We start from the raw sequence: 20,778 nt of genomic DNA, 5'->3' as shown, positions 1-20,778 counted from the left end.
CGGCATGCCCACCGACGAGGCATCGGTCAATGTCACCCGCGCCCGCCTCGGACGTCTCCTCCGCCAAGGCTTCCTCACCCAGCCCGGACGAGGCCACTACCAGAAACGGACTTAACGCCCTCTGAGAACGCATCAGCCCTGGCCTTCCCCGCCGTGCATGTCGATCTCCCCGCCGCAAGCGCACCGTTGGGCCAGCGTGCGCGTCTGTGCGGCGATGCCGAGGGCCCGCTCCACGCGCCCGGCCGCGCCCTCGGCTGTCGTCCCGACGTGCGCTGCCTCCTGTCCCGTCAGGGCACGGAACGGCCCCGGCCGTGCCTCGACACGGGCGAGGAGCCACAGCGCGGTGTACGGGGCCGGGCGGCGGCCGGTCCACCGCCAGCGGCGCGGGTCTGCGGCGTCGGCACGTGCCAGCTGGTTGCGGCGTTCCCGGGCTGCGGCTGGCCAGTTGCTCGGGGCGAACGCCATGGGAGTGCGTTGGAGCGGTGTCGTAGAGGGCGGCTTCGATGGCGCGCAGGTGTCGAGGATGTGGAGGCTCACGGGGATGGGCTGGTCCCCGAGCTGGATCGGGTCACGCTCCAGGCTGCGGAGGTGTGCGGCCTGTCGACGGTCGCACTCGGCCTGCTCGGCGGCGAGTTGGTCGAGCCGAGCGAGGTAGCTGCGGAGCCCGAGGTCGAACGCGCCGACGGTGACGGATTGGCTGGCGGCGTCGTGGAGGTCGATCCAGTGGCGGTAGGGCGGTTGGGGGTCAGCGGCGAACTCTGCACTGGGTGTGCCTCACGTACCGGGCGCCTCCATGCGCGTCATGCTTCACCGTCCCAGGCAGAACGCGTCCCGCACGGCTCAGCCTTCCCGCCCCGTGGACACCATCTTCACCTACGTGAACTCTTCTGCCAGGGTGATCACTTCATCCTGCAACTATTGTGCCGAGGAGTCGCGATGAGCCGCCGCGCATCCAGACAACGTGCTGCCACCCTGTCCGCCATGGTCTGCCTGCTGGCCCTGACCGCCGCCGCGCCCGCCGCACCTTCGGCGGCGGACCGCCCCGCGAAGAAGCAGCAGGAGAGCCTGCTGGACGCCGTGCCGAAGTCCAAGGTGCTGCGCGTGTGCACCACGGGCGACTACCGCCCGTTCACGTACAAGGACCCGAAGGACGGTACGTACAGCGGCATCGACATCGACATGGCCCAGGACCTCGCGAGGAGTCTGGACGCCAAGGCCCGTTTCGTGGACACCACATGGGCGAATCTCACGAAGGACCTGGTGGGCGGGAAATGCGAAATCGGCGTGGGGGGCGTCTCGATCACGCTTCCCCGCGCCCGCCAGGTGTACTTCAGCGAGCCAACCCGCGAGGACGGCAAGACGCCGATCGTGCGCTGCGTGGACAAGGACAAGTACCAGACGCTCGAGGACATCGACCAGGCCGGGACGACCGTGGTCGTCAACCCGGGAGGCACGAACGAGCAGTTCGCCCGCGCGAACATCAAGCAGGCCACCATCAAGGTCCACCCGGACAACACCACGATTTTCGACGAGATCGTGGCGGGCCGGGCGGACGTGATGATGACCGACGCGAGCGAGGCGCTCTACCAGGCGAAGCTCCACCCCGAACTGTGCTCGGTCCACCCCGACAAGCCGTTCACGTTCGCCGAGAAGGCGTACGCGACGCCGCGCGGCGACCGCGACTTCCAGGAGTACGTGACCCAGTTCGTGCATCTGGCGACGCACGACGGGACGTACGCCAAGTACGAGGCAGCATGGATGAGTTGAGCCGAGCCGCGCTGTGTATGGCACCATCACGGTCACCCGGCTCGACCGGCTCTTCTAGTGCGCCAGAACCTCGTTGTCGTGGGCATCGAACTACGAGGACGCGGTATCCGCATCCAGGCCGTCGAGCAGAGGGAACCTAGTGAGGGCCGGCCGGGACCTCGTAAACGATCTCGCTCCACCCCTCCTCTGGATGGCACGCGGCCATCCCCCTTCTGCCCCGGAGAGACCGTGACGACGGACGGTGGACGGGAGTGTTGGGAGTTGCTGCCAGCGGTCGGCGTGGGGCCGTTGCGGTTCGGGATGAGTCCGACCGACGTCGCGCTCGCGCTCCAGGCTTCCGCTCCGCATGAACAGGTGGGCTGCCCGTACGAGCAGGAGAACTCCGCCGACGGGGTCGAGGTCTTTTATGACGAAGGCAAACTTGCGTGCGTGTCGCTGGATGCGCTCGTCGGCCCTCAGGTCTTCCTTCGAGGGGGGTTGGCGCTGGCTGGCCGCGATCCCGAACAGGCGTACCAGTTTCTCCTGGACCACTGCCGAGCACGGACACTGCTTGCTGTACACGCCCGATGGCTCCCTCGCCTTGACTGATCTCGGGCTGCTTCTGCGGGTCCAGCGGATCGGGGAGGTGCCTTTGTCGCGCCCGCTCTTCGTGATCGAGGAACGGTTGGAATCGGAGTTCTACCGCGACCATCTCCCGCCGATCTACTCCCACCGGTATCTCCTGGCGGACCCAGACCGCACAGGCATGCCCGTGTTGTCGATGTATCAGACGGACATCATTTACTACGGCACCGACCTGGTCGACTACTTCCATCACGAGTTCGGTCGCCCGGTGCCAACACCGCAAGACCACGAGTACGCCGAGATCCCGTTCTGGTCCTACTTCCTGGAGTGAACAGCCCCAGGAAGGGCCAGCGGCTGGCATCCGTCTCTGACATCAGATGGCGGACAGCAGCAGCGGCAGGCGCACCCACGTGGCAACTTTCTGCTCTGCCGATCAGTCCTGCTCTGACAGGGCCGAGCCCCTGATCGGACCCCCGGACGCGGTGCTCACGCACAAGCGCCCTCCCGGGCCGTCCTGGGGCCGTGGAAGGGCGCTCGTTGGTGACCGACGATGACAACTGCCGACAGCTCAGCAGCACGTCAGGGCGTTGATCGGTCAGGCGGCCGCAGGTCACGGCCGCCGGTGGTCAGTTGTGGCTGTGCAGTGCGTGGTAGCGGCGTTCGAACCCAGACGCGAGATGCTCGCCGCACTGCAGATCGTCGAGGGTCAGCTGCCGGTTGCCCGACTTGATCCCGTCGTGGGCGAGCCGAGCCAGTAGCGCCTCGTAGGTAGGTGGCTCGCCCAGGCGCTCGTATTCGTCGACCCACCGGCGGTAGATGCGCTGCTCCAGTGCGTACCGGCGCAGGGTGCTGGGGCTGACCGGCAGTCCCTTGTCGCCCAGGACACCGGACGCAGCAAGCTGTTGGGACACTTCCTCCCAGGCTGCTCTACCCTTGGGCTCCATGGCGTGGGTGTCCACGTATCGCTGGTAGGCGAGGTAGTACCGGTCGGGATTCGTGAGCCGCTCGAGCTCCCCCCTCTCCTCCTCTCCGTCGTCAACCGTCGCGGAAGAGTCGAGGGCTACGTCGATCTGCGCGCGGTCCCGCTGTGAGGGAACCGGCCCCGAGCCGTCCTGATTGGCCCGCTGGTTGGAACAGGTAGCCATCACGGCGGATGCCCGCACCCTGTCCCTCTCCCGACGAGGACACGGGACGCGGTGACCGGGGAGATCCCGCATCACTGCGACGCCCGCCACGAGCTGCGCGAGCGGCCTTCTGTCCGCTGCTGAAATGGACGCGCGGCCTCTGCGTCCGGTGCTCCCGACTCCACGCGGGGACACCTTCCACCTCGTCCTCGCCGGCCTCATGGGCGGTATGAATGTCCCCTCGATGGTCGGCGACCGGTCCCGGTTCTTCGTCACCCTGACCGCGCCCTTCTTCGGTCCTGTCCACCGATCGGGCGGATGATGCTGCCCGCCGCGAAGCAGCCAACGGCGGACACAGAGGGCCTCTCAGCTGCGGCTGCGTGCACGACCCCGTCGAAAGGCGCAGCTACTGCGGGTGTGGAGCGGCGGGTGTGTTCGAGGTGGCGCACTCGGGCGCACCCGCCGGAAATGGAGATGGGGTCAGTCGGTTCCGGTCTGGGAATTCCTACGCCGCCTCGCTTCGGCTTCGGCCTTCGCCAGGGCTTTGCACCAGCGGCAGTCGCCTGGGTTGTGCCCGTCGCGCTCGGGGGCGTCGAGCCAGTAGCTTCCGTTGAGTTCGGCACGGACGCCGCTGACGTATTCGTCGTGTTCACGTCGGTCGCTCATGATCAACCCAACGCAACACCCCGCCATGAGCAGCGGGCACGCATGAGACCCCGACACCCCTGCAACACACTCAGGGCATCCATACGAGTTTGTCCCGTTTTACACACAGTCCGGTGTCTCGGCCCTCCAGCAACGGAGTTTCTGGCAGAGATCGCGAGAGCGGTCCGTTCCGCGCTCACAGGCGCACGGCCCGAACGTCACGCCCCAGAACGCGGGAACACCCCGCGCTGGCGGATACGGGGTGGCGAGCTGATGGGCTTCGAGCGTGCTCTACCGCGCAGGGAGTGAGTGTGGGTGTGTGGAGTGTCCAGTGGGAACGCGGAATCCTGTGTCGAATGAGTGACCTCGGTCGGGTGGGGCCCGTTGGCGGGTGGACTGATGACCGGATCGCGTCAGTGGCTGGCCGGAGGGAGCGGATGGGGTGGCGGGGAAGGCATTGCGGGTGTTGGCGCCTCCGTTCGCGGCTCCGTCCCCGAGCGGGGTAGCGGTGCGGGACCCGTCTCAAGGGCCTGTCCCCAATCGATACCGAGGTGCTCGGTGTGGTGGGGCGGCATTTGGGGTCGTTGGCCGGACCGATCTGAAGGTCCGCAGCAGGGCTGGGCTGGGCTGGGCTGGGCTCAGTCACGATGCCGGTCAATGGGCGGTGCGTAAGCGGGATGTGAGTGCCTTCTCATCGGCGCGGTGGGCGGGGTCGGTTACCAAGGCCTCGCATGACCAGTGGGTGCTGGCTCGGCGGTGCCTGGCCGCGCATGTCCGGGAGTTGGAGGCGGGCATCACCTGTATTCGCCAGCGCCTCGCGCTTGGCTTGTTCACGGGTTTCGGTTCTGGCTCAACTTTTGTGGAGCTGTGCTGTGCGCGTTCGTGACCGCACCGGACGAATACTCCGACCTGTTGGTTCCCTGCATGCGCCGGCCTGATCTACCGAGCGTCCGTGCGGCACCAGAGAGGTTGAGCCAGAGCCCGGGTTTCGACAGCAGTTGTTCACCATCTCGGGAGGCAGCCGAATCCGCCCCGGGGCTATGTGCACGAGAACGGGAGGCACCCAGCGCGGTCTGCCAGATATGGCGTCGCCGTGATCCCTGCATGGCTCCGATGAAGCCCGCCAACGCTGACGTTGACGGGCCCGGGCGACAAGGTGCGCTCATTTACGGGGCGGTGACCACGTCCACGTTGGAGACCTTGGCGCAGATGGCGTATGCCCTGAGCTTGCCGGGGGCGTTGGGGTCCATGTTGGTGGCGTAGGCCCACCACTGCTGGTTGCCGTTCGGGAGGCTGGAGGCGAGCTGGTAGTTCTGGGTGTAGGAGTTCCCGGCTGTCACGTTCGCTCCGCCGCCCGTGAGCGTTTCCCCGGCGGGGCAGGTGGCGGTGGCCGCGGCGTTTCCGGCGAAGCTTCCGGTGGCCGGGGGAATCGTGACCTCGGCCCCCTGCACGATGTGCAGGTCCGAGTTGGCCTGCGCCAGCCCGGCCGTTCCGAACACCATCGCGACGGCCGCAGCGGCCACGAGAGACTTCTTGAGCACAGGGTCCTACTTTCGCTTGCTCCGGTGGGAAAGCTCGCGCCATATGCGTGAACTTGCCAGAGGAATATCAAGACTCTTCGGGAAACCTGGCCCGCCTCGCGACGGGGATCAACCGTTCGCCGTAGATGTTTTCGACCAACCGGCCGTGGTGTCCTCGCAGGGTGATCCTGGGAGCAAGTCCGACCAAACAGAGCTCCCAGCACCTGCCGCAATCGGCCCGTCTCGAACGCCGGTGCTGTCGAAACTCAGGTTCTGGCTCAACTTTTGTGGAGCTGTGCCGTGCACGCTCGTGACCGCATCGGACGAACACTCTGACCTGCTGGTTCCCTGCATGCGCCGACCTGATCCACCGAGCGTCCGGGCGGCACCACAGAGGTTGAGCCAGAACCGAAACTCACGCCGCGCTGGAGGCCGAAGTTGACACCTGCATAGCCGAGTTGGCCGACGAGAAAGACGGGCGCGGGCGGCGGCTCGTGGTCCGCACCGGACACCACCAGCCCCGGAACGTGACCACCGCGGCCGGGACGGTCGAGGTCAAAGCTCCGCGCGTCAACGACAAGCGCATCGACGAGATGACGGGCGAGCGCAAGCGGTTCCCCTCGCGATCCTGCCGCCCTGGGCCAGGAAGTCCCCGAAGGTCAGCGAGGTGTGCCGCTTCTCTACCTGCACGGCCTGTCCTCGGGTGATTTCGTGCCCGCGCTCGAGCAGTTCCTCGGCTCCTCCGCCGGCCTTTCCCCGGCCACCGTGACCCGGCTGACCACCCAGTGGCAGGTCGACCACAAGGCGTTCGGCGAGCGCGACCTGTCCGCCACGGACTACGTCTACGTCTGGGCGGACGGCATCCACCTGCGCATACGCCTGGAGGAGGCCAAGGCCGCGGTCCTGGTTGTGATGGGCGTGCGCGCGGACGGCACCAAAGAACTAATCGCCATGGCCGACGGCTACCGGGAATCCGCGGAGTCCTGGGCGAGCCTGCAGCGAACCCGACCGGCTCACCCACCTCGAGGTCCATCGACGCGATCGCCTCGGCGGCATCCTGCACGAGTACCAACATGCGGCATGACCAGCCCGGACGTGGTTCTTGGCACCTACAGCGCCCCGGAAAGCCGCGCACCGAGGAAGCCGACGGAGAATCATCCGGCCGATTTCCCCTGGCAGGCCCCGGTCACATACGGGGACAATGCGGTCACGAAGCTTGCGATGAGGAGTTGCATCGGTGTGAGGATCCGCGGTAGCCGTGCCACGTCCGACGCACCGCTCGCACTCGATTCGGGCGCGGGAAGGAAAGGGCTCAAGACCGGTGCCCTGGGGATGGTTTCCTCCGTAGCCATCGGCTTGGCCTCCACCGCCCCGGCCTACAGCCTCGCGGCCACGCTCGGCCTCATCGTGGCCGCCGTCGGCCTTCAGGCCCCGGTAGTCACGGTGCTGGCCTTCATCCCCATGCTGCTGATCGCGTACGCCTACAAGGAACTCAACGCGAGCAACGCCGACTGTGGGACCACCTTCACCTGGGCGACCCGCGCCTTCGGCCCGCGCACCGGCTGGATGGGCGGCTGGGGCATCATCGTCGCCGACATCCTCGTCATGACGAACCTCGCCGAGATCGCCGGCATCTACAGCTTCCGGCTCCTGGGTTACCACTCACTCGCGAACGACAGGCTGTGGACCACCGTCGCGGGCATCGTCTGGATCATCGTGATGACCGCGATCTGCTTCGTCGGCATCGAGGTCTCGGCCGCCGTCCAGCGCTGGATGTTGTTCATCGAGATGGCCGTACTGGTCCTGTTCGCCGTCACCGCTCTGGTGAAGGTCTACACGGGCAACCCCAAGACGGCGATCCACCTCTCACCCTCCTGGTTCAACCCACTCCACGTGCCCTCGGCCGAAGCGCTGACCGCGGGCCTCCTCGCCGCCGTCTTCATCTATTGGGGCTGGGACACCGCCGTCACGGTCAACGAGGAGACCGCCGACAGCACGCGCATCCCCGGGCGAGCCGCAGTCATCTCTACCGTGCTGCTGCTGATCACCTACGCCCTCGTCGCCACCTCGGCGCAGGCATTCGCCGGAGTCGACAGCACGGGAATCGGACTGGGCAACAGGGACAACGCGGGCGATGTGCTCTCCGGACTGGGCAGCGCCGTCTTCGGCAGCCACGGCCCGGGGCTCTTCCTCTCCAAGCTGCTGATCCTCATGGTGCTGACCTCCGCGGCCGCATCCGCCCAGACCACCATCCTGCCCATGGCCCGGACCGTCTTCTCCATGGCCGCGCACAAGGCCCTCCCCTCACGATTCGCCCGCGTGCACCGCAGATTTCTCACCCCGACCTGGTCGACCGTCGGCATGGGCCTGGCCTCCATTGCGCTATTCGTCCTGCTCGCGGCGATCAGTCGCGACGTCCTGGCCGACTCCATCGAGTCAGTCGGCCTCGCGATCGCGTTCTACTACGGCCTCACCGGCTTCGCCTGCGTCTGGTACTACCGCAAGGTGCTCACCCGCAGCTCCGGGGACTTCCTGTTCAAGGGCCTGCTGCCGGGGCTGGGCGGGCTGCTGATGCTCTTCCTCTTCTGCTACGCCGCGTTCGACGTCTACGCGGACCCCCGCTACGGCGCGACCTCCATCGACCTGCCGCTCATCGGACGGACGGGCGGGGTGACCGTCGTGGGCCTGGGAGCCCTGTTGCTCGGCGTCGTGCTGATGCTGGTCGTCACACGCGAGCACACCGCGGCCCTCAGACTCCAGCGAAGCCTGCTGCCCCACAAGCTGGCGCCGCAGACCGCCGTCGAGCCGGCGAGCCGTTACGTACCAGCGGACAGCCGGTCCGGGGTGGGCGGCGACTGGTTCGACGTCATCCCGCTGTCGGGCACGCGCGTCGGCCTGGTGGTCGGGGAGGTGATCGGCCACGGACTGCTCGCCGCCGCCACCATGGGACGCCTGCGCACCGGCGTACGCGTCCTCGCCCGGCTGGACCTCGCTCCGGACGAGCTCCTCGCACGCCTGGACGACCTGGTCGGACAGACCGCCAAAGAGCGCGCGGCCGCTCACGGCCCGGGCGGCGCGAGGCCCCAAGGGGACGAAGCCCTGGGGGTGGCCTGCCTGTACGCGGTGTACGACCCGGTGTCCGGACGGTGCAGGATGGCGCGCGCCGGCCACTCGCTGGCCGCGGTCCTCGAGCCGGACAGCGGCGTCGCCGACTACCCGGAGCTCCCACCGGGCCCGCCCCTGGGAGTGGGCGGTCTGCCGTACCAGAGCATGGATCTCCAGCTGGCCCCGGACAGCCTCATCGCCCTCTTCACCGACGGCCTCGTCCAGGCCACCGGAGACCTCGACGCCGGGCTCCGTCTGCTCGCCGAAACCCTCGTCCAGTACCGGCGGCGCCCCCTGGAAGAGCTCTGCGACCGCGCCGTCGCGACGCTGCTGCCGGGGCCGGCAAACGACGACGCGGCCCTGCTGCTCGTACGCACCCGGATGCTCGGCGAGCACCAGGTGGCCGTGTGGGAGTGGCCCGCGGACCCGGCGCAGGTCGGCGACGCCCGCACCGCGGCCACGGGGCAACTCGGCGCATGGGGACTGGACGACCTGGCGTTCACCACCGAACTCGTCGTCAGCGAACTCGTCACCAACGCCATCCGCCATGCCGGCGGGCCGGTCAAGGTGCGGCTCATCCGCGAGCAAACCCTCATCTGCGAGGTCTCCGACACCGGACACACCTCGCCCCATCTGCGGCACGCCGCCCTCGACGAGGAGGGCGGCCGCGGTCTCTTCATCATCGCTCAGTTGGCCCAGCAGTGGGGAACGCGCTACACGCCCACCGGCAAGACCATCTGGGTCGAGCAGGCCCTGCCGACCGGGGAGGTCTGACGAAGCGTCCGTGGAGACCTGCCCCCGGACGAGCGCTGACAAGGTCGAGTTGCGGGACTGCGTCGACGGATCCAGGGCGAACTCACCCGCCTCAGCTGCCCGATCGCCCCGTCCACAGTCTGGGAGATCCTCCACGCAGCCGGTATCGACCCCGCCTTGCAACGCTCCGGCCCCACCTGACGCAGTTCCCGACCACCCAGGCCCACGGCATCATCACCGCCGACTTCCTGCACCTGGACACCATCTCGCTCAAGCCCTTGTACACCCTGATCTTCATCGAACACGGCACCCGCCGCGTCCACCTCACCGGCGTCACCGCCCACCCCACCACCGCATGGACCGGTAAGCAGGCCAGGAACCTCGCCATGACGCAGGGGCGCCGCTTGGAGTCGCTGCGCTTCCTCGTCCGGGACCGGGACAGCAAATACACCCGTTCCTATGACGCCGTCTACAAGGGCCGACGACGTGGACATCCTGCTCAGCCCGCCGCAGGCGCCCAAAGCGAACGCGATCTGCGAGAGAGTCGTGGGCACCCTCCGCCGCGAGCTCCTCGACCGCATGCTGATCTACAACGAGGCCCACGCTCGCGTAGTCCTGGCCGAATGCCTCCGGCACTACAACGGGCACCGTCCCCACCAGTCCCGGCAGCAACTGCCCCCGGACAGCGCCGAACCAGCCACCGGGCGGACATGGACCGTTTCCTCATCGCGCTGCCTTCGTTGCCTCGAGCATGGAACCGGACGAAGACGCGGGCGGCATTCTGAGAACTACCGTTCCTGCCGCCCTGCTGGATGCGTACTGGATGATGGCCGACTCGCCCGCTCGAGCAGACCAGCAGCGCCGGCCAGTGCGGACAATCGATGCGCCGTGGACAGCGGGGACAGCACTTTCCGCAGGCCACGGCAGGGAATGTCCGCGCCCTTCCGCCGTGGCGCGCGGGCGATGGGCCGTGCGGGTCCTGATACTGGCGGTGGCCACCGGCGCGATCGTCGCTGCGGCCTGGGCTACGGCCCTTGCTGGTGGCTGACGTTCCCAGTCGCCTCCGCGTGGGACCGCAGCCTGTCTCGCGGGCTTCCTCGGCGCACATTCCGCAAGGCAGCCCCCACCCGAACCTCGCAAGAAGGCGGGGACGCACACGACATCCCTGGCAAGGACTCGCAGCGACTGACGGCAGGTCCGCCGCTGCGGCACCAACTCCGCGATGATGGACTCGGGTGGGGAGGGTCAGGTCAGGTCAGGTCAGGTCAGGTCAGGTCAGGTCAGGTCAGGTCAGGTCAGGTTAATGTTCTCCGCCTGGGGGCCCTTCTGGCCCTGGGTGACGTCGAACGTCACCATCTGGCCCTCCTGGAGCTCACGAAAGCCCGTGGAGTTGATCGCCGAGTAATGGGCGAAGACGTCCGGCCCGCCGGCGTCCTGGGCGATGAAACCGAAGCCCTTCTCCGCGTTGAACCACTTCACAGTTCCCGTAGCCATGTCTCATGCCTTCCAGTCACGAACGCCTCCCACACCATGCGGAAGGCGGAGGTGGTCGTCCCGGTTCCTGCGGCACTGCACAGCAAAACGCCCACACCGAAACGCAGGCAAAAGGGAACATCCGAACCACGACATCTGACCCAAACGCTACACGCCCTCACATCCCGTCACCATCGGGAACGCGCCCATGCACCCCACGTCCGGCAGAGGTGCAGGGGCCCCGCGTGTTTGTAAGCGGCCCCGGCCTACCAGGTCCCTTTGGCTCCGACAGGCGTTCGGCTTCCGGGCCTGTCATGGGCTGCTGCACAGGCGCAGCCAGCAGAAGAGACCGTCAGTACCGCCTCAGGTGAACGGTCGTCCGTCGGTTCGAGGGTGGGTCACGAGAACTTGGAACCGCGGTCCCAACGGAAGCGCGTACAGACAGGCCGCGCGGGCGCCCGATGCCCGTTGCCGCCTCAGCTCGCAGGCGGTGAACCCGACTCGGCGGCGCGGCGGTATTCGGCGTTGATGCGCTGGGCTTCTTCGAGCTGGTCCTCGAGGATGATGATGCGGCAGGCGGCCTCGATGGCGGTGCCCTGGTCGACGAGTTCCCGGGCGCGGGCGGCGATGCGCAGCTGGTAGCGGGAGTAGCGGCGGTGGCCGCCCTCGGAGCGCAGCGGGGTGATGAGGCGGGCTTCGCCGATGGCACGGAGGAAGCCCTGGGTGGTGCCGAGCATCTCGGCGGCCCGGCCCATCGTGTAGGCGGGGTAGTCGTCGTCCTCGAGACGGTCGAACGAGTCGTCTGCTGTCATTTGCACCTCTCTGTGGAACACGCTCGAGGGGTCCTGGTGCCATATGGCACCAGGACCCCGAAGGAACATCTACACCATCTGCCGGCCCTGGAACTGCGCCGGCCTTCTGTGTCCGCCACCCCGACCTGGAAGTCGTCGGGGATGCGGGGATCGCGGTTGCTTGACCGGAGACCACCTCACTATCGATGTCCTGCGGTACCCGGGCTCAACACTCCGCCCGGGCGATCCTGATGGCGCTCGTTCCTCCGTTCTTCCCTCGGTGATCAACTACTACCAAAAGGGGGACTTCATACTGCCGGCACTGCTCTACTGCGTACTGCTGGTGATGCAAACTGCTCAGTGGCCTGCGGTAGCGCCACTCTTCGGCAGCCAGCCCCGTCGCCCATCGTGCGTCTGCTCTGGCTTAGAACCCCACTGCCGAACCTCCCGGTGCGCGCGCCCGCAGCCGACGCCTTCACCGAGGTACCGCTCACTGACTTCACTGCTGGGTACTGCGTACTGCACTGACGGGTACCGCCACCATTGGCCGCTGTCCCGCCGGCGGCCCCTGATCACTGCGGGCCACCCGGTCCGGTCGTCAGCCCCGTTGCCGTCGTGCAACTGCTCTGGCTTCGGAACTCCACCACCGCACCGTCCTACGCACTGCAACTTCCGTACCACTGCCCTGCAGTTCATCCCTGCCGGGCCCTGCTTGATCTCGGTTACGAGAGAAACCATAACCACACCACCACCCAATGTCTACTCCAGCCAACACAGATTTCCGCGTGTTCGACGGTGAGGTAATCAGGATCGAACGGTGACGACCAGCCCCAGGGGCCTTCATCTCCGCTGGCGCCGTACTGCCGCAAGGCTCCGACGTGGGCCTGGTCGGCTTCGGCAACCTCGGCCACAGCCTGCACCGGCTCCTTGCCGCCTTCCGGCCACCATCCGCGTGTACGTCCCCTAGCTACCGCCCGGCGTCCTGCGTGAACACGGCGCGCTTCCAGCCTCGCTGGACGAGACGCTCTCCCACAGCCGCTTCGCGTTCATGCTGGCCACCGTCACGGGCTAAAGCCGCTACCTGATCGGGAAGCGCGAACTCGAGCTCCCGCCAGACGGAACCTGCCTCCTCCTCGTCAGCCGCACCCCGGTCGTCGACCACCCGGCACTGCTTGTCCGCGCCACGTGGCGCGGACACTCGGTCCACAGCGGGCAGCCGTGCGGCCGGGCAGGCGGTCCGATGTGTCAGTCAGGTGTGGCGTGGCGGCTCTGCCGTCGGGGGCACAAGTGGACCTTCCATCCCTTCTTACCCGACCAGTGCGCTAATGCAGGGCCTGCGCATTGCTGGCGTGAACCTTTCGACTCCATGGCTTGAACACGATCGCAGGCCGCGTTTGCTTGTGGCCTGCGCCATCCAAGTGGTGCGCTACGGCTTCGGTTTTATATTCCGCTTCTTCATTGAATTTAATTGACCGTTGGCCATAGATCGGGGCAGTCATTGGCCAACGGTTGCAGGGTGGACGGCGCGTGACGGTGTGACAGGTGTGGCGTGAGGGGCTACTAGGCGCGGATGCCGGAGATCGAATGTCGCAGTTGTGTCACGGGATTCGATCATGCTTATGAGTCACTGACCTGGAATTACTCTCTGTTGCCATACCGGAAGGCGCCCCTCCGGTGGACATAGAAAGCTCTTTCAAACTTCAAGGACTGCACAGAACCTCCATAACTGCTCCTATCATTCTTTCTATCCAACGGCCGTTCCCATGGGGGGATATACGTATGTCTGGACACGCTCAGCTTGCGCAGACTGGGGCTCCGGTTCTGGTGATCGGTGGCATCAGCTATCCGGTCGGCGGCTGGATGCTCGCCACCGCGGCGGGCCTGCTCTGCTTAGGTCTGCTGTGCATTCGTTTCGGGTTCCGCCGCAAGCTCGCCGCCAGCGAGGCCACGTCCACGACGTCAGCGCAGCACCGCAAGTGAGTCGCCGTCAGCGCAGTGCGCCGGTGCTGAGCGCCCATCAGCACCGGTCCGCGACCGTCGTCATGGGCATCATCGTTCTTCTGCTGGCCGCCGCATGGACCACGCACCATGCAGTGGTCGCCTTCGCCACCGATGCCGAGACCCGCAGCCGTCTCACCGTGGTCTGGATCAGCCTGTTCCTGGTGTTCCTGCTGCAGACCTTCATGTACCACCTCGAGCGGGTACCGCACCTGACCGACCGCGCCCGCCGTCAGCTGGACGCGCTGCACGTCTCGATCCTGGTACCCGTCTACAACGAGGACCCCGGCTACCTGCGGCTCGGCCTGGAGAGTTTCCTGCGCCAGACCCGCATGCCCGACTCGGTCCACATCGTCGACGACGGCTCCACCAGCGGCGACTACGGCGACGTGCGCCGGTGGTGGGAGCAGGCGGCGGCCCACGCGGGCGTGGCCACCTCCTGGCAGGTGGTGGCCAATGGCGGCAAGCGGCACGCCCAGGCCCACGCGGTACGGGTGAGTTCCGAGGCCGACATCTATCTCACCTGCGACTCGGACTCCTGCTTCGCGCCGAACGCCGTCGAGGAGATCCTGGTGCCGTTTGCCCGGCCGCGGGTGATGTCGGTCGCGGGCATCGTGATCGCCACCAACAACCGGGCGAACTGGCTGGTGCGGGTGACCGACCTGTGGTTCGTGGTGTGCCAGCTGGTGGACCGCTCCGGACAGTCCGCGGTCGGCGCCGTCATGGTCAACTCCGGCCCGATCGCCGCCTACCGGGCCGCCGTCATCCGCGACAACCTCGGCTCCTACCTCAACGAGACGTTCATGGCCCGCACCGTGATGTTCTCCGATGACAGCCTCCTCACCCTCTACGCCCAGCAGCGCGGCCTGACCGTGCAGCAGCCACGAGCGATCTGCTTCACCGCCATGCCCGAGAAATGGAGCCACTTCTCGCGCATGTACCTGCGGTGGATGCGGGGCTCCACGATCCGGTCGGTGTGGCGGATGCGCTACCTCTCCCCCGCCCGGCCCGCCTACTGGCTGCACGCCATGCGCTGGCTGCAGATGATCCTCACCCAGATGGTCACCGTCTGGCTGCTCATCGTCGAACCGTTCGTCTTCCACGAACTGCCGCCGCGCAGCATGCTCGTCATCCCGTTCCTCATCGGCTATGCCATGGGCCTGCGCTACCTGAGCATCATCCGCTCCGACGAACGCATCCGGCAGCGCGCCGTGACCTGGCTCGCCATGCCCCTGGCCATCGTGCTCGCCTGGACCCTGCTGCGGTTCCTGCGCTGGTACGGCATCCTCACCTGCGCCAAGACCGGATGGGGAACCCGCCACAACGGCGCCGAGGTATCCCTGGATACCCGCGTCAGCGAAATCCGGCAGCCTGAACCCGCACCGGTCCTGGCCGGGCATCCCGCACCGCCCCGTGCTGACACCGCTCAGTTCGGCATGCAGAAGCCGCGCTACTACCCGGCCAGCGACCCCTGGGCCGAGCAGCGCCAATCAACCGACACCTGGTAGAACCCGCGCTACGGCACCGTGCCCGGCACCACCCGCTGGGCGCGCCCCGCGAGCCCGTTCCACCGGCAGGTACGCAACCCCGCTGTCTCTGTTGCAGGTTGACCAGTCTGCCGTCGGCGCGTACCGCCCGACCCCGGTATGACACAGGGTTCGCCGGCGCGGGCGCCCGCTCCTTCTTAGCCTTTTCACGACCGTCTTCAGGGGGAACACTCATGGACCGATTGGCATCCACGCAACGCGTCGCCGTGTTCGGTGCCAGCTACATCGGCCTGGTCGCCGGTGCCTGCTTCGCCGAGCTCGGCCACCAGGTCACCATCCGCGACATCCAGCCCGAGCGCATCCGACTGCTCAACGCCGGAGACGTCCCGATCTACGAGCCGGGCCTGGGCGACATGCCCGCCCGCAACAAGGAACGTCTCACTACACCCTGGACGCCACGGCGGCCGTAGCTTACGCCGACATTGCCTACATCTGCGTCGACACCCCGCCGACCCCGTCCGGGGACGCCGACCGAGTGGAGGGCGATGGTGCGGAGGTGGGTGGCGGTGGTGGTCATCGTGAGCTCCTGTGGCGCGTGGGGCGGTACGGTGATCTCACCGGTGGGGGGGGCGTCCTGGTCTGGGGAGACTTGGAGGGCGCCCCTTCGTTGTGGTTCGCAGTTGTCGGGGTATCCGGTCCGAATGAACCTCACGAAGAGAACACGGGATGTCCTGATCGTCGTGGCGCTCTACGTGGTCGCCGTAATGGCACTGCGTTTCTCGGGCGACGGCGTCAGTTGGTGGATGGCGCTGCTGCTGGGGCTTGTTGTGACCCCGTTGGCGCTCTGGATGGGATGGCTGCGCCGACGCTTCACCGAGCGGGCGGCGGAGTACGGCCGTCGTCACGGCGCCTACCCGTGGCCGGAGGATCGCCGGCGCTGAGTGCGGCGATCCTGGCGTACTTCTCCTCGGTGGTGTGACCGTCCCACTGCGCGCGCGGGTCGTCGGCGGGGACGTGCTCGACGTCGGCGAACAGCCCGGCGTCGCGATGGCTGATGCGCCACGAGGCTTGGTGGCCACCGAGGTTGAGGTACACGATCTGCCATCCGGGCTCGTCGACGTCCGGGGCCGGGGCGATGACGGCGCCGGGAGTCATGGCGGCGAGGAGGGCGACGAGGTGCGCGCGCTCGCGGTACGCGCCGTCGCGTTCGGCCTCGGTCTGCTCGGCGCCCGCGTTGAGGGCGTCGTATTGTCAGTCAGCATGGCCAGTGCGCTGCCCACTTCGAACTTGGAGTGTCCCCCGCCACCTCGAGCCGGGCCCCTCGCGACGCCCACATCCAGCTCATAGGGCAGTACCGAACCTCGCCAGCGCACGGGCTTCCTCCCCGCCTCCCTCGACGGTGGTGGTGAAGCGTGGTCTCTCGGCGCAGTGCGGTCCGCTGGAAGCGGCCTCTGCAACGAAGTCTCGCCGACCGCTGCGAACTGTGGCTCACGGGGAACAGGCGGAGCCAGTCAGCTCCAGAACGCGGTCGATGTCCAAGCTCGCCATCAGCACCCCCTCCGGCTCCCCCACCCGTAGATAGCGCCAACCCACACGAGACACAGGCCGCATGCATCACCGCGAACTTCACCGCGTCCCGATGCTTGATGCGCTGATCCGGACGGACATCGATCCCGACGCCAGTCCCATCCACGAAGCGGGCGAAGAAGTACGGCGTCAAGCCGCCGCCCAGCGGGCCAGCGGCGTCCGAGAAGTTCTGGACACTCTCCGGCACAAGCTCACCGAGAGCGAAGCTCGTGCCGTCGACCGCTTCGCCCGTCTGGCCGACGAGCACTCAACGTGGGCATGGAACAGAGTTCACGAAGAATCTAGTAACGACCAGTGACGTGGATGCCTGCACACCCGCATCGGACCTCGGTCCAAGCGGCGCACCTCGGCCGTCGGCGAGCAGGTCCTTGTAGTGGTGGCCGCCCGCGCTGTGCTTGCTCCAGGTGTCCACTACCTCGTCCGCCACGCTCACTCCGTGCCGCCCTTCACCGCGGCCGCGTTGTCGAGCCAGGCGGCGCGGGCGTTCGTGGCGGCCGCCTCGCCAGGCCGACCCGGCCGCCACAACGCGCGCGCCGCCGTCGACAGGGGCGCCGGTGCGAGCGAGAGCTGCGAGCAGCGCGGCCCGGGCACCCGGGTCGACGTAGTGGCCCGACTGGTCGGCAAGGGCGCGAGCCAGCCACCGTCGATCGCTCCGACACGATAGTCGTCGCGGTCGTCCAGGAGCTCGCGCGTGGCTTCGTCGCCCGCCTGGCTCGCCACTGTCCGGTCGAGTCGGCCGGCCCCGGCGAGGGCCCCAGTTCGTCGGTCCGGACGGCTACCCACTGCTGCTCTCGCAAGGGGGCTACGCTGCGCAAGCGGTTCCCGCATGAGGGCGCGAAACGACAGGATCTTGTGACATTCTCGGCCCGTGCAGACGCACAAACGACAAGTGGCCGCGACCGCGGCGATGGTGATCGTGTTGGATCGTGTTGGCGGCGACTGCAGCGTGTAGCGGGAGTTCGGGCAAGTCTTCGGGATCCACCACATCGGCGTCCAAATCAGCAGGTCTTCCCGGAAGCACGTCCGCTCCCAACACGGGTCCCGCGGACGGAAGCGATTCGACCACGCCAACGCTGAAGGGACTCGACTACTGCAGCCTGCTGGATCCGGCAGCCCTGGCCGCGGCCGGAATCCAGGATTCGAAGGGGCAGCTCCCGGCCGACTACCCGAACGTCCGCGGCTGCTGGTGGATGCAGGACCAGACCATCGTCAGCCTCACCGTCAGCTTGGGCGTTCAGGTCAACGGCCTGGAAAAGGGAGAGAAGCAGGACTTCTCGGGCTTCGAGGGCGCGTCGCGGTACAACGAGATCACGTCCGAGTGCTTCGTCGACGTCAACGTCGGCCTCGACCAGTTCCGGGTCGACATCGCCGACCCCAGCGGGGAGAACAAGGCGCTCACCGGCAAGAAGTGCGACGTGGGGGTCCAGTTGGCACGCCAGGTGGTGGCCAAGATCAAGAAGTAGGACGGCGCCCGTTCCCGACACGGCAACCTTGCGGATCTTGAAGCGTAGAGAACTCCATGATCCACAGGAACCGTGCTCGTCCTACGTCAGCCCCCTCACCAGCTCGAACCCGGACGAGTCCGGCGAACTCCGGGGCCCTGCCCGATAGTGCAGTTCGGCGGGCCGGGCCAACTGAGCCGAAGCACGATAGGTGTCACCTGCGGCACCGGCCGACCTGCGGCTTCGACCGGGCGAAGCAAGATGGTTGCCACCGAGGCGGCGCGCTGTCCGTCACCAGCAGCGCGCAACGCAAGATCGGTGTCACCGGCTCCGGCGCTCCGTCAATCGCCTGAGCTGCCCAGCCGCCCCGGCGGACAGAGGCTGTGTCAGAACCCGTGCACCAGGCCATGACGGACGCTTCAACCGGTCACAGACCGGCGACGTCCCCGGCCCTCTTGAGTACGGAGTCGAGCGTGTCCACCACGGCGTTGTGCCGCCTTGCGCGCGCCGCCCGGTCTGCCGGCACCAGCCGCGCGGCGGCCTGCACGGCGTAGGCGTCCGGGTCGCCGAAGGCAGTCCTCGGGTGCTCTGCCGTATCCGCGCAGTGGGCCGTGACATCCTTGACCGCCTGGAGCACCACTGCCCGGTCCACGCCCGGCTGCATGGCCAGCCGCACCTGGAAACGCGCCATCCACTTTTCGCGGTCCTTCTCCCCCGCCGCGTCCATCCTCTGATCCTTCTTCGTCACGTGCTCTCCCGGGTGATCGGCAGCCGTCCGTCATGGAGTTGGACGGTGGATCATCCAAGTGGGTTGCGGAAGCAAGCATCTGATAAGTCTCAAGTGACTGCCGGGGAGCCGCACTAACGGGACAGCGCTCTACCGACCGGTCCACTGCTACGCCCGCCCTCGGCTCCCGACGTCTGCGGCGCCGGGTGCGGCAGGCGGTGGCCGACGTCGTCAGGCAACAGACCGCGCAGGACGAAGAGCCTCTGGTTCCCCCGTCGTCGGCCGTCCAGCACCCGGGGAGGAAGCCAGACACGAGCGCTACGCGGTGCCAGGGCTGCGCACGTCCGACTGGTCCTGGACATGGTGCGCGCCAACCGCCCCTGGGGGGTGTACCCCGGGACCCTGCACGCGCGTCTTCGCCACCGCGGCTGTCGGGTTCACCAACGCCACGACCTGGCAGATCGTCACCACTGAGTCCTTGGACGTCCGCAACCTGCCGAGTTCTTACCGTTCCGCGAGCAACAGCGAAGACCGTGCGTTGCCGGAGTGGCGCGAAGCGATGGCGGGGAACCTGTACGGGGCCCGTTGCTACGTGGCGGCGCACCGTGCCCGAGGACTCGAGTGCACTGGAGGTGTGTGATGAGTGCTGACCGCTCCCACGAGAGCCGTGATGGTCACGTACTGGTCCTCGATGCTGGCTCTTCGAGCCTTCACATCGCCCTGTTCGCTTCGGACGGTGAACGGGTGGCGGATCGAGACTCCTCGGAGCCCCCGGGGCCCGCTGCGGCGGCGGAACTGCGAAACTTCCTCAGCGAGGTGCCCGCTCCTACGGCAGTTGGTCACCGCATCGTCCACAGCGGTCCGCACCTGACTGGTCATACGCTGATCGACGCACGCGTACGGGCTCTGCTGGCGGACGTCGCCGATCTGACGCCGCTGCATGTGACCCCTGCCCTGCCTGTGGTCGATGCCGCACGAGAACTCCTGCCCGACGTTCCTCATGTCGCCTGCTTCGACACTGTCTTTCACAAAGATCTGCCGGCGCAGGCGCGCACGTATGCCGTGCCGGAGCGATGGCGAGCCGAATACGGGCTGCGCCGGTACGGCTTCCACGGGCTTTCCTACTCGTGGGCACTGCAGAGGACGGCGCAGGCCCTGGACCGACCCGTCGACAACCTCCAGGTCGTGCTCGTCCACCTGGGCGGCGGCTGCTCGGCCTGCGCCGTCCGGAACGGACGCAGCGTGGACACCACCATGGGCCTCACTCCGCTGGACGGCCTGGTGATGAGCCGGCGAAGCGGCAGCATCGACCCCGGCGCGCTGGTGTGGCTGCAGCGGCGGCACGGTCTGAGCACGGACGAATTGGATGACGCACTCCACCGGCATTCCGGTCTGCTCGGCCTCTCCGGTACCTCGGGAGACACCCGGGACCTGGTGCGCGCCCGCGCGGAGGGTGATGCCGCGGCCGCGTTGGCGCTGGCGACGTTCACACTCAGCTGCCGCAGGGGCATCGCCTCGATGGCCGCCTCGCTGGACCGGCTGGACGCGCTGGTCTTCACCGGCGAGATCGGCGAAGACCAACCCGAGGTGCGCGAGGAGATCTGCTCCGCCCTGACTGTCCTCGGTGTACGAGGCGGGCTGCTCGTCCCCGAACTGGAGGATTTGATGCGGGAAGGCCTCCGACGCATTGATCAGGCGGAGAGAAGTGTCCCGGTCCTCGTGGTCGCAACCGGCGAGACACAGCAGATCGCTGCCGAGACCCGACGGGTGCTCGGCATGTGACTGGCCAAAGCAA

21 protein-coding genes and 3 pseudogenes are annotated in these 20,778 nt (G+C 67.5%); 14 read left to right on the top strand and 10 right to left on the bottom strand.

Annotated elements, in window-relative coordinates:
- Positions 1-132: 132 nt before the first annotated feature.
- On the bottom strand, positions 133-465 hold the full coding sequence (locus ACIPWY_RS32065; protein ID WP_393705986.1) for a hypothetical protein: 333 nt from the start codon (positions 463-465) through the stop codon (positions 133-135).
- A 471-nt stretch (positions 466-936) separates the two neighbouring features.
- On the opposite strand from ACIPWY_RS32065, the gene ACIPWY_RS32060 reads away from it, so the two are divergent.
- The gene (locus ACIPWY_RS32060; RefSeq protein ID WP_401536135.1) at positions 937-1,767 is read left to right on the top strand and encodes a transporter substrate-binding domain-containing protein; all 831 of its coding nucleotides are present in this window, start codon (positions 937-939) and stop codon (positions 1,765-1,767) included.
- 90 nt (positions 1,768-1,857) lie between these two features.
- Here ACIPWY_RS32060 and ACIPWY_RS32055 read toward each other — a convergent pair whose 3' ends face one another.
- Complete coding sequence (locus tag ACIPWY_RS32055) at positions 1,858-2,328, bottom strand: hypothetical protein (RefSeq protein WP_401536133.1); 471 nt, start codon at positions 2,326-2,328, stop codon at positions 1,858-1,860.
- A gap of 70 nt (positions 2,329-2,398) precedes the next feature.
- Between ACIPWY_RS32055 and ACIPWY_RS32050 the strand changes: the two genes are divergently transcribed.
- Positions 2,399-2,662: a hypothetical protein gene (locus ACIPWY_RS32050; protein ID WP_401536131.1), complete on the top strand. Its 264-nt coding sequence runs from the start codon at positions 2,399-2,401 to the stop codon at positions 2,660-2,662.
- A 295-nt stretch (positions 2,663-2,957) separates the two neighbouring features.
- On the opposite strand, the gene ACIPWY_RS32045 is transcribed toward ACIPWY_RS32050, so the two are convergent.
- The gene (locus ACIPWY_RS32045) at positions 2,958-3,476 is read right to left on the bottom strand and encodes a hypothetical protein (RefSeq protein ID WP_401536129.1); all 519 of its coding nucleotides are present in this window, start codon (positions 3,474-3,476) and stop codon (positions 2,958-2,960) included.
- Between the two features lie 124 nt (positions 3,477-3,600).
- Here ACIPWY_RS32045 and ACIPWY_RS32040 point away from each other — a divergent pair, with 124 nt between their 5' ends.
- Positions 3,601-3,777 (top strand): replication initiator, encoded by a 177-nt coding sequence (locus ACIPWY_RS32040; protein WP_401536127.1) that lies wholly within the window; start codon positions 3,601-3,603, stop codon positions 3,775-3,777.
- Between the two features lie 158 nt (positions 3,778-3,935).
- Here ACIPWY_RS32040 and ACIPWY_RS32035 read toward each other — a convergent pair whose 3' ends face one another.
- On the bottom strand, positions 3,936-4,121 hold the full coding sequence (locus tag ACIPWY_RS32035; RefSeq protein ID WP_362909145.1) for a hypothetical protein: 186 nt from the start codon (positions 4,119-4,121) through the stop codon (positions 3,936-3,938).
- Positions 4,122-4,542: 421 nt separating this feature from the next.
- On the opposite strand from ACIPWY_RS32035, the pseudogene ACIPWY_RS32030 reads away from it, so the two are divergent.
- A pseudogene (locus tag ACIPWY_RS32030) lies at positions 4,543-4,923 on the top strand (IS200/IS605 family accessory protein TnpB-related protein); the annotation flags it as partial.
- 343 nt (positions 4,924-5,266) lie between these two features.
- Here the strand turns inward: ACIPWY_RS32030 and ACIPWY_RS32025 are convergent.
- Complete coding sequence (locus ACIPWY_RS32025; RefSeq protein ID WP_401536125.1) at positions 5,267-5,641, bottom strand: hypothetical protein; 375 nt, start codon at positions 5,639-5,641, stop codon at positions 5,267-5,269.
- 404 nt (positions 5,642-6,045) lie between these two features.
- On the opposite strand from ACIPWY_RS32025, the pseudogene ACIPWY_RS32020 reads away from it, so the two are divergent.
- From ACIPWY_RS32020 to ACIPWY_RS32010, 3 genes and pseudogenes are all read left to right on the top strand, one after another.
- A pseudogene (locus ACIPWY_RS32020) lies at positions 6,046-6,625 on the top strand (transposase); the annotation flags it as partial.
- Between the two features lie 75 nt (positions 6,626-6,700).
- Positions 6,701-9,499, top strand: coding sequence for an amino acid permease (locus tag ACIPWY_RS32015; protein WP_393705990.1), 2,799 nt, complete (start codon positions 6,701-6,703; stop codon positions 9,497-9,499).
- A gap of 63 nt (positions 9,500-9,562) precedes the next feature.
- Positions 9,563-10,174 (top strand): annotated as a pseudogene (locus tag ACIPWY_RS32010) (integrase core domain-containing protein); the annotation flags it as partial.
- 594 nt (positions 10,175-10,768) lie between these two features.
- On the opposite strand, the gene ACIPWY_RS32005 reads toward ACIPWY_RS32010, so the two are convergent.
- The 3 genes from ACIPWY_RS32005 to ACIPWY_RS31995 all read right to left on the bottom strand — a co-directional run bounded on the left by ACIPWY_RS32005 (position 10,769) and on the right by ACIPWY_RS31995 (position 12,653).
- Positions 10,769-10,972: a cold-shock protein gene (locus ACIPWY_RS32005; RefSeq protein WP_393705979.1), complete on the bottom strand. Its 204-nt coding sequence runs from the start codon at positions 10,970-10,972 to the stop codon at positions 10,769-10,771.
- Positions 10,973-11,427: 455 nt separating this feature from the next.
- Positions 11,428-11,763 (bottom strand): MerR family transcriptional regulator, encoded by a 336-nt coding sequence (locus tag ACIPWY_RS32000; RefSeq protein ID WP_362909141.1) that lies wholly within the window; start codon positions 11,761-11,763, stop codon positions 11,428-11,430.
- A gap of 701 nt (positions 11,764-12,464) precedes the next feature.
- Positions 12,465-12,653, bottom strand: coding sequence for a hypothetical protein (locus ACIPWY_RS31995; RefSeq protein ID WP_401536122.1), 189 nt, complete (start codon positions 12,651-12,653; stop codon positions 12,465-12,467).
- 868 nt (positions 12,654-13,521) lie between these two features.
- On the opposite strand from ACIPWY_RS31995, the gene ACIPWY_RS31990 reads away from it, so the two are divergent.
- The 3 genes from ACIPWY_RS31990 (at position 13,522) to ACIPWY_RS31980 (ending at position 15,697) form a co-directional block, all read left to right on the top strand.
- Positions 13,522-13,722, top strand: coding sequence for a hypothetical protein (locus tag ACIPWY_RS31990; protein WP_362909139.1), 201 nt, complete (start codon positions 13,522-13,524; stop codon positions 13,720-13,722).
- A gap of 23 nt (positions 13,723-13,745) precedes the next feature.
- On the top strand, positions 13,746-15,248 hold the full coding sequence (locus ACIPWY_RS31985) for a glycosyltransferase (RefSeq protein WP_401536120.1): 1,503 nt from the start codon (positions 13,746-13,748) through the stop codon (positions 15,246-15,248).
- A gap of 212 nt (positions 15,249-15,460) precedes the next feature.
- On the top strand, positions 15,461-15,697 hold the full coding sequence (locus tag ACIPWY_RS31980) for a hypothetical protein (protein WP_401536118.1): 237 nt from the start codon (positions 15,461-15,463) through the stop codon (positions 15,695-15,697).
- A 400-nt stretch (positions 15,698-16,097) separates the two neighbouring features.
- Here ACIPWY_RS31980 and ACIPWY_RS31975 read toward each other — a convergent pair whose 3' ends face one another.
- Positions 16,098-16,382 (bottom strand): hypothetical protein, encoded by a 285-nt coding sequence (locus tag ACIPWY_RS31975; RefSeq protein WP_393705976.1) that lies wholly within the window; start codon positions 16,380-16,382, stop codon positions 16,098-16,100.
- A gap of 454 nt (positions 16,383-16,836) precedes the next feature.
- Here ACIPWY_RS31975 and ACIPWY_RS31970 point away from each other — a divergent pair, with 454 nt between their 5' ends.
- The 3 genes from ACIPWY_RS31970 (at position 16,837) to ACIPWY_RS31960 (ending at position 18,277) form a co-directional block, all read left to right on the top strand.
- A complete protein-coding gene (locus ACIPWY_RS31970) occupies positions 16,837-17,112 on the top strand; it encodes a hypothetical protein (protein WP_393705975.1) in 276 nt (91 codons plus the stop codon).
- Between the two features lie 138 nt (positions 17,113-17,250).
- Positions 17,251-17,478 carry a hypothetical protein gene (locus ACIPWY_RS31965; protein ID WP_393705974.1) on the top strand — a complete coding sequence of 76 codons (228 nt, stop codon included), beginning with the start codon at positions 17,251-17,253 and terminating at the stop codon, positions 17,476-17,478.
- A 262-nt stretch (positions 17,479-17,740) separates the two neighbouring features.
- On the top strand, positions 17,741-18,277 hold the full coding sequence (locus tag ACIPWY_RS31960; RefSeq protein ID WP_401536115.1) for a DUF3558 family protein: 537 nt from the start codon (positions 17,741-17,743) through the stop codon (positions 18,275-18,277).
- A gap of 406 nt (positions 18,278-18,683) precedes the next feature.
- On the opposite strand, the gene ACIPWY_RS31955 is transcribed toward ACIPWY_RS31960, so the two are convergent.
- Positions 18,684-19,004 carry a hypothetical protein gene (locus ACIPWY_RS31955; RefSeq protein ID WP_362909127.1) on the bottom strand — a complete coding sequence of 107 codons (321 nt, stop codon included), beginning with the start codon at positions 19,002-19,004 and terminating at the stop codon, positions 18,684-18,686.
- A 723-nt stretch (positions 19,005-19,727) separates the two neighbouring features.
- On the opposite strand from ACIPWY_RS31955, the gene ACIPWY_RS31950 reads away from it, so the two are divergent.
- Entirely contained in the window at positions 19,728-20,765 is a 1,038-nt protein-coding gene (locus tag ACIPWY_RS31950) for an acetate/propionate family kinase (protein WP_393705972.1), read from the top strand.
- The last annotated feature ends 13 nt before the right edge of the window (positions 20,766-20,778 follow it).

Source organism: Streptomyces sp. NPDC090032 (genome assembly GCF_044748025.1).
Classification (GTDB): Bacteria; Actinomycetota; Actinomycetes; order Streptomycetales; family Streptomycetaceae; genus Streptomyces.
Note: the sequence above shows the minus strand (reverse complement) of the source record. Positions and strands in the feature narration are given on the sequence as shown.

Coding starts and splice junctions, on each gene's coding strand:
- ACIPWY_RS32065 (WP_393705986.1), bottom strand. CDS start 465: ATGGCGTTCGCCCCGAGCAACTGGCCAGCCGCAGCCCGGGAACGCCGC.
- ACIPWY_RS32060 (WP_401536135.1), top strand. CDS start 937: ATGAGCCGCCGCGCATCCAGACAACGTGCTGCCACCCTGTCCGCCATG.
- ACIPWY_RS32045 (WP_401536129.1), bottom strand. CDS start 3,476: ATGGCTACCTGTTCCAACCAGCGGGCCAATCAGGACGGCTCGGGGCCG.
- ACIPWY_RS32040 (WP_401536127.1), top strand. CDS start 3,601: ATGGACGCGCGGCCTCTGCGTCCGGTGCTCCCGACTCCACGCGGGGAC.
- ACIPWY_RS32035 (WP_362909145.1), bottom strand. CDS start 4,121: ATGAGCGACCGACGTGAACACGACGAATACGTCAGCGGCGTCCGTGCC.
- ACIPWY_RS32015 (WP_393705990.1), top strand. CDS start 6,701: ATGACCAGCCCGGACGTGGTTCTTGGCACCTACAGCGCCCCGGAAAGC.
- ACIPWY_RS32005 (WP_393705979.1), bottom strand. CDS start 10,972: ATGGCTACGGGAACTGTGAAGTGGTTCAACGCGGAGAAGGGCTTCGGT.
- ACIPWY_RS32000 (WP_362909141.1), bottom strand. CDS start 11,763: ATGACAGCAGACGACTCGTTCGACCGTCTCGAGGACGACGACTACCCC.
- ACIPWY_RS31990 (WP_362909139.1), top strand. CDS start 13,522: ATGTCTGGACACGCTCAGCTTGCGCAGACTGGGGCTCCGGTTCTGGTG.
- ACIPWY_RS31980 (WP_401536118.1), top strand. CDS start 15,461: ATGGACCGATTGGCATCCACGCAACGCGTCGCCGTGTTCGGTGCCAGC.
- ACIPWY_RS31975 (WP_393705976.1), bottom strand. CDS start 16,382: ATGACTCCCGGCGCCGTCATCGCCCCGGCCCCGGACGTCGACGAGCCC.
- ACIPWY_RS31970 (WP_393705975.1), top strand. CDS start 16,837: ATGCATCACCGCGAACTTCACCGCGTCCCGATGCTTGATGCGCTGATC.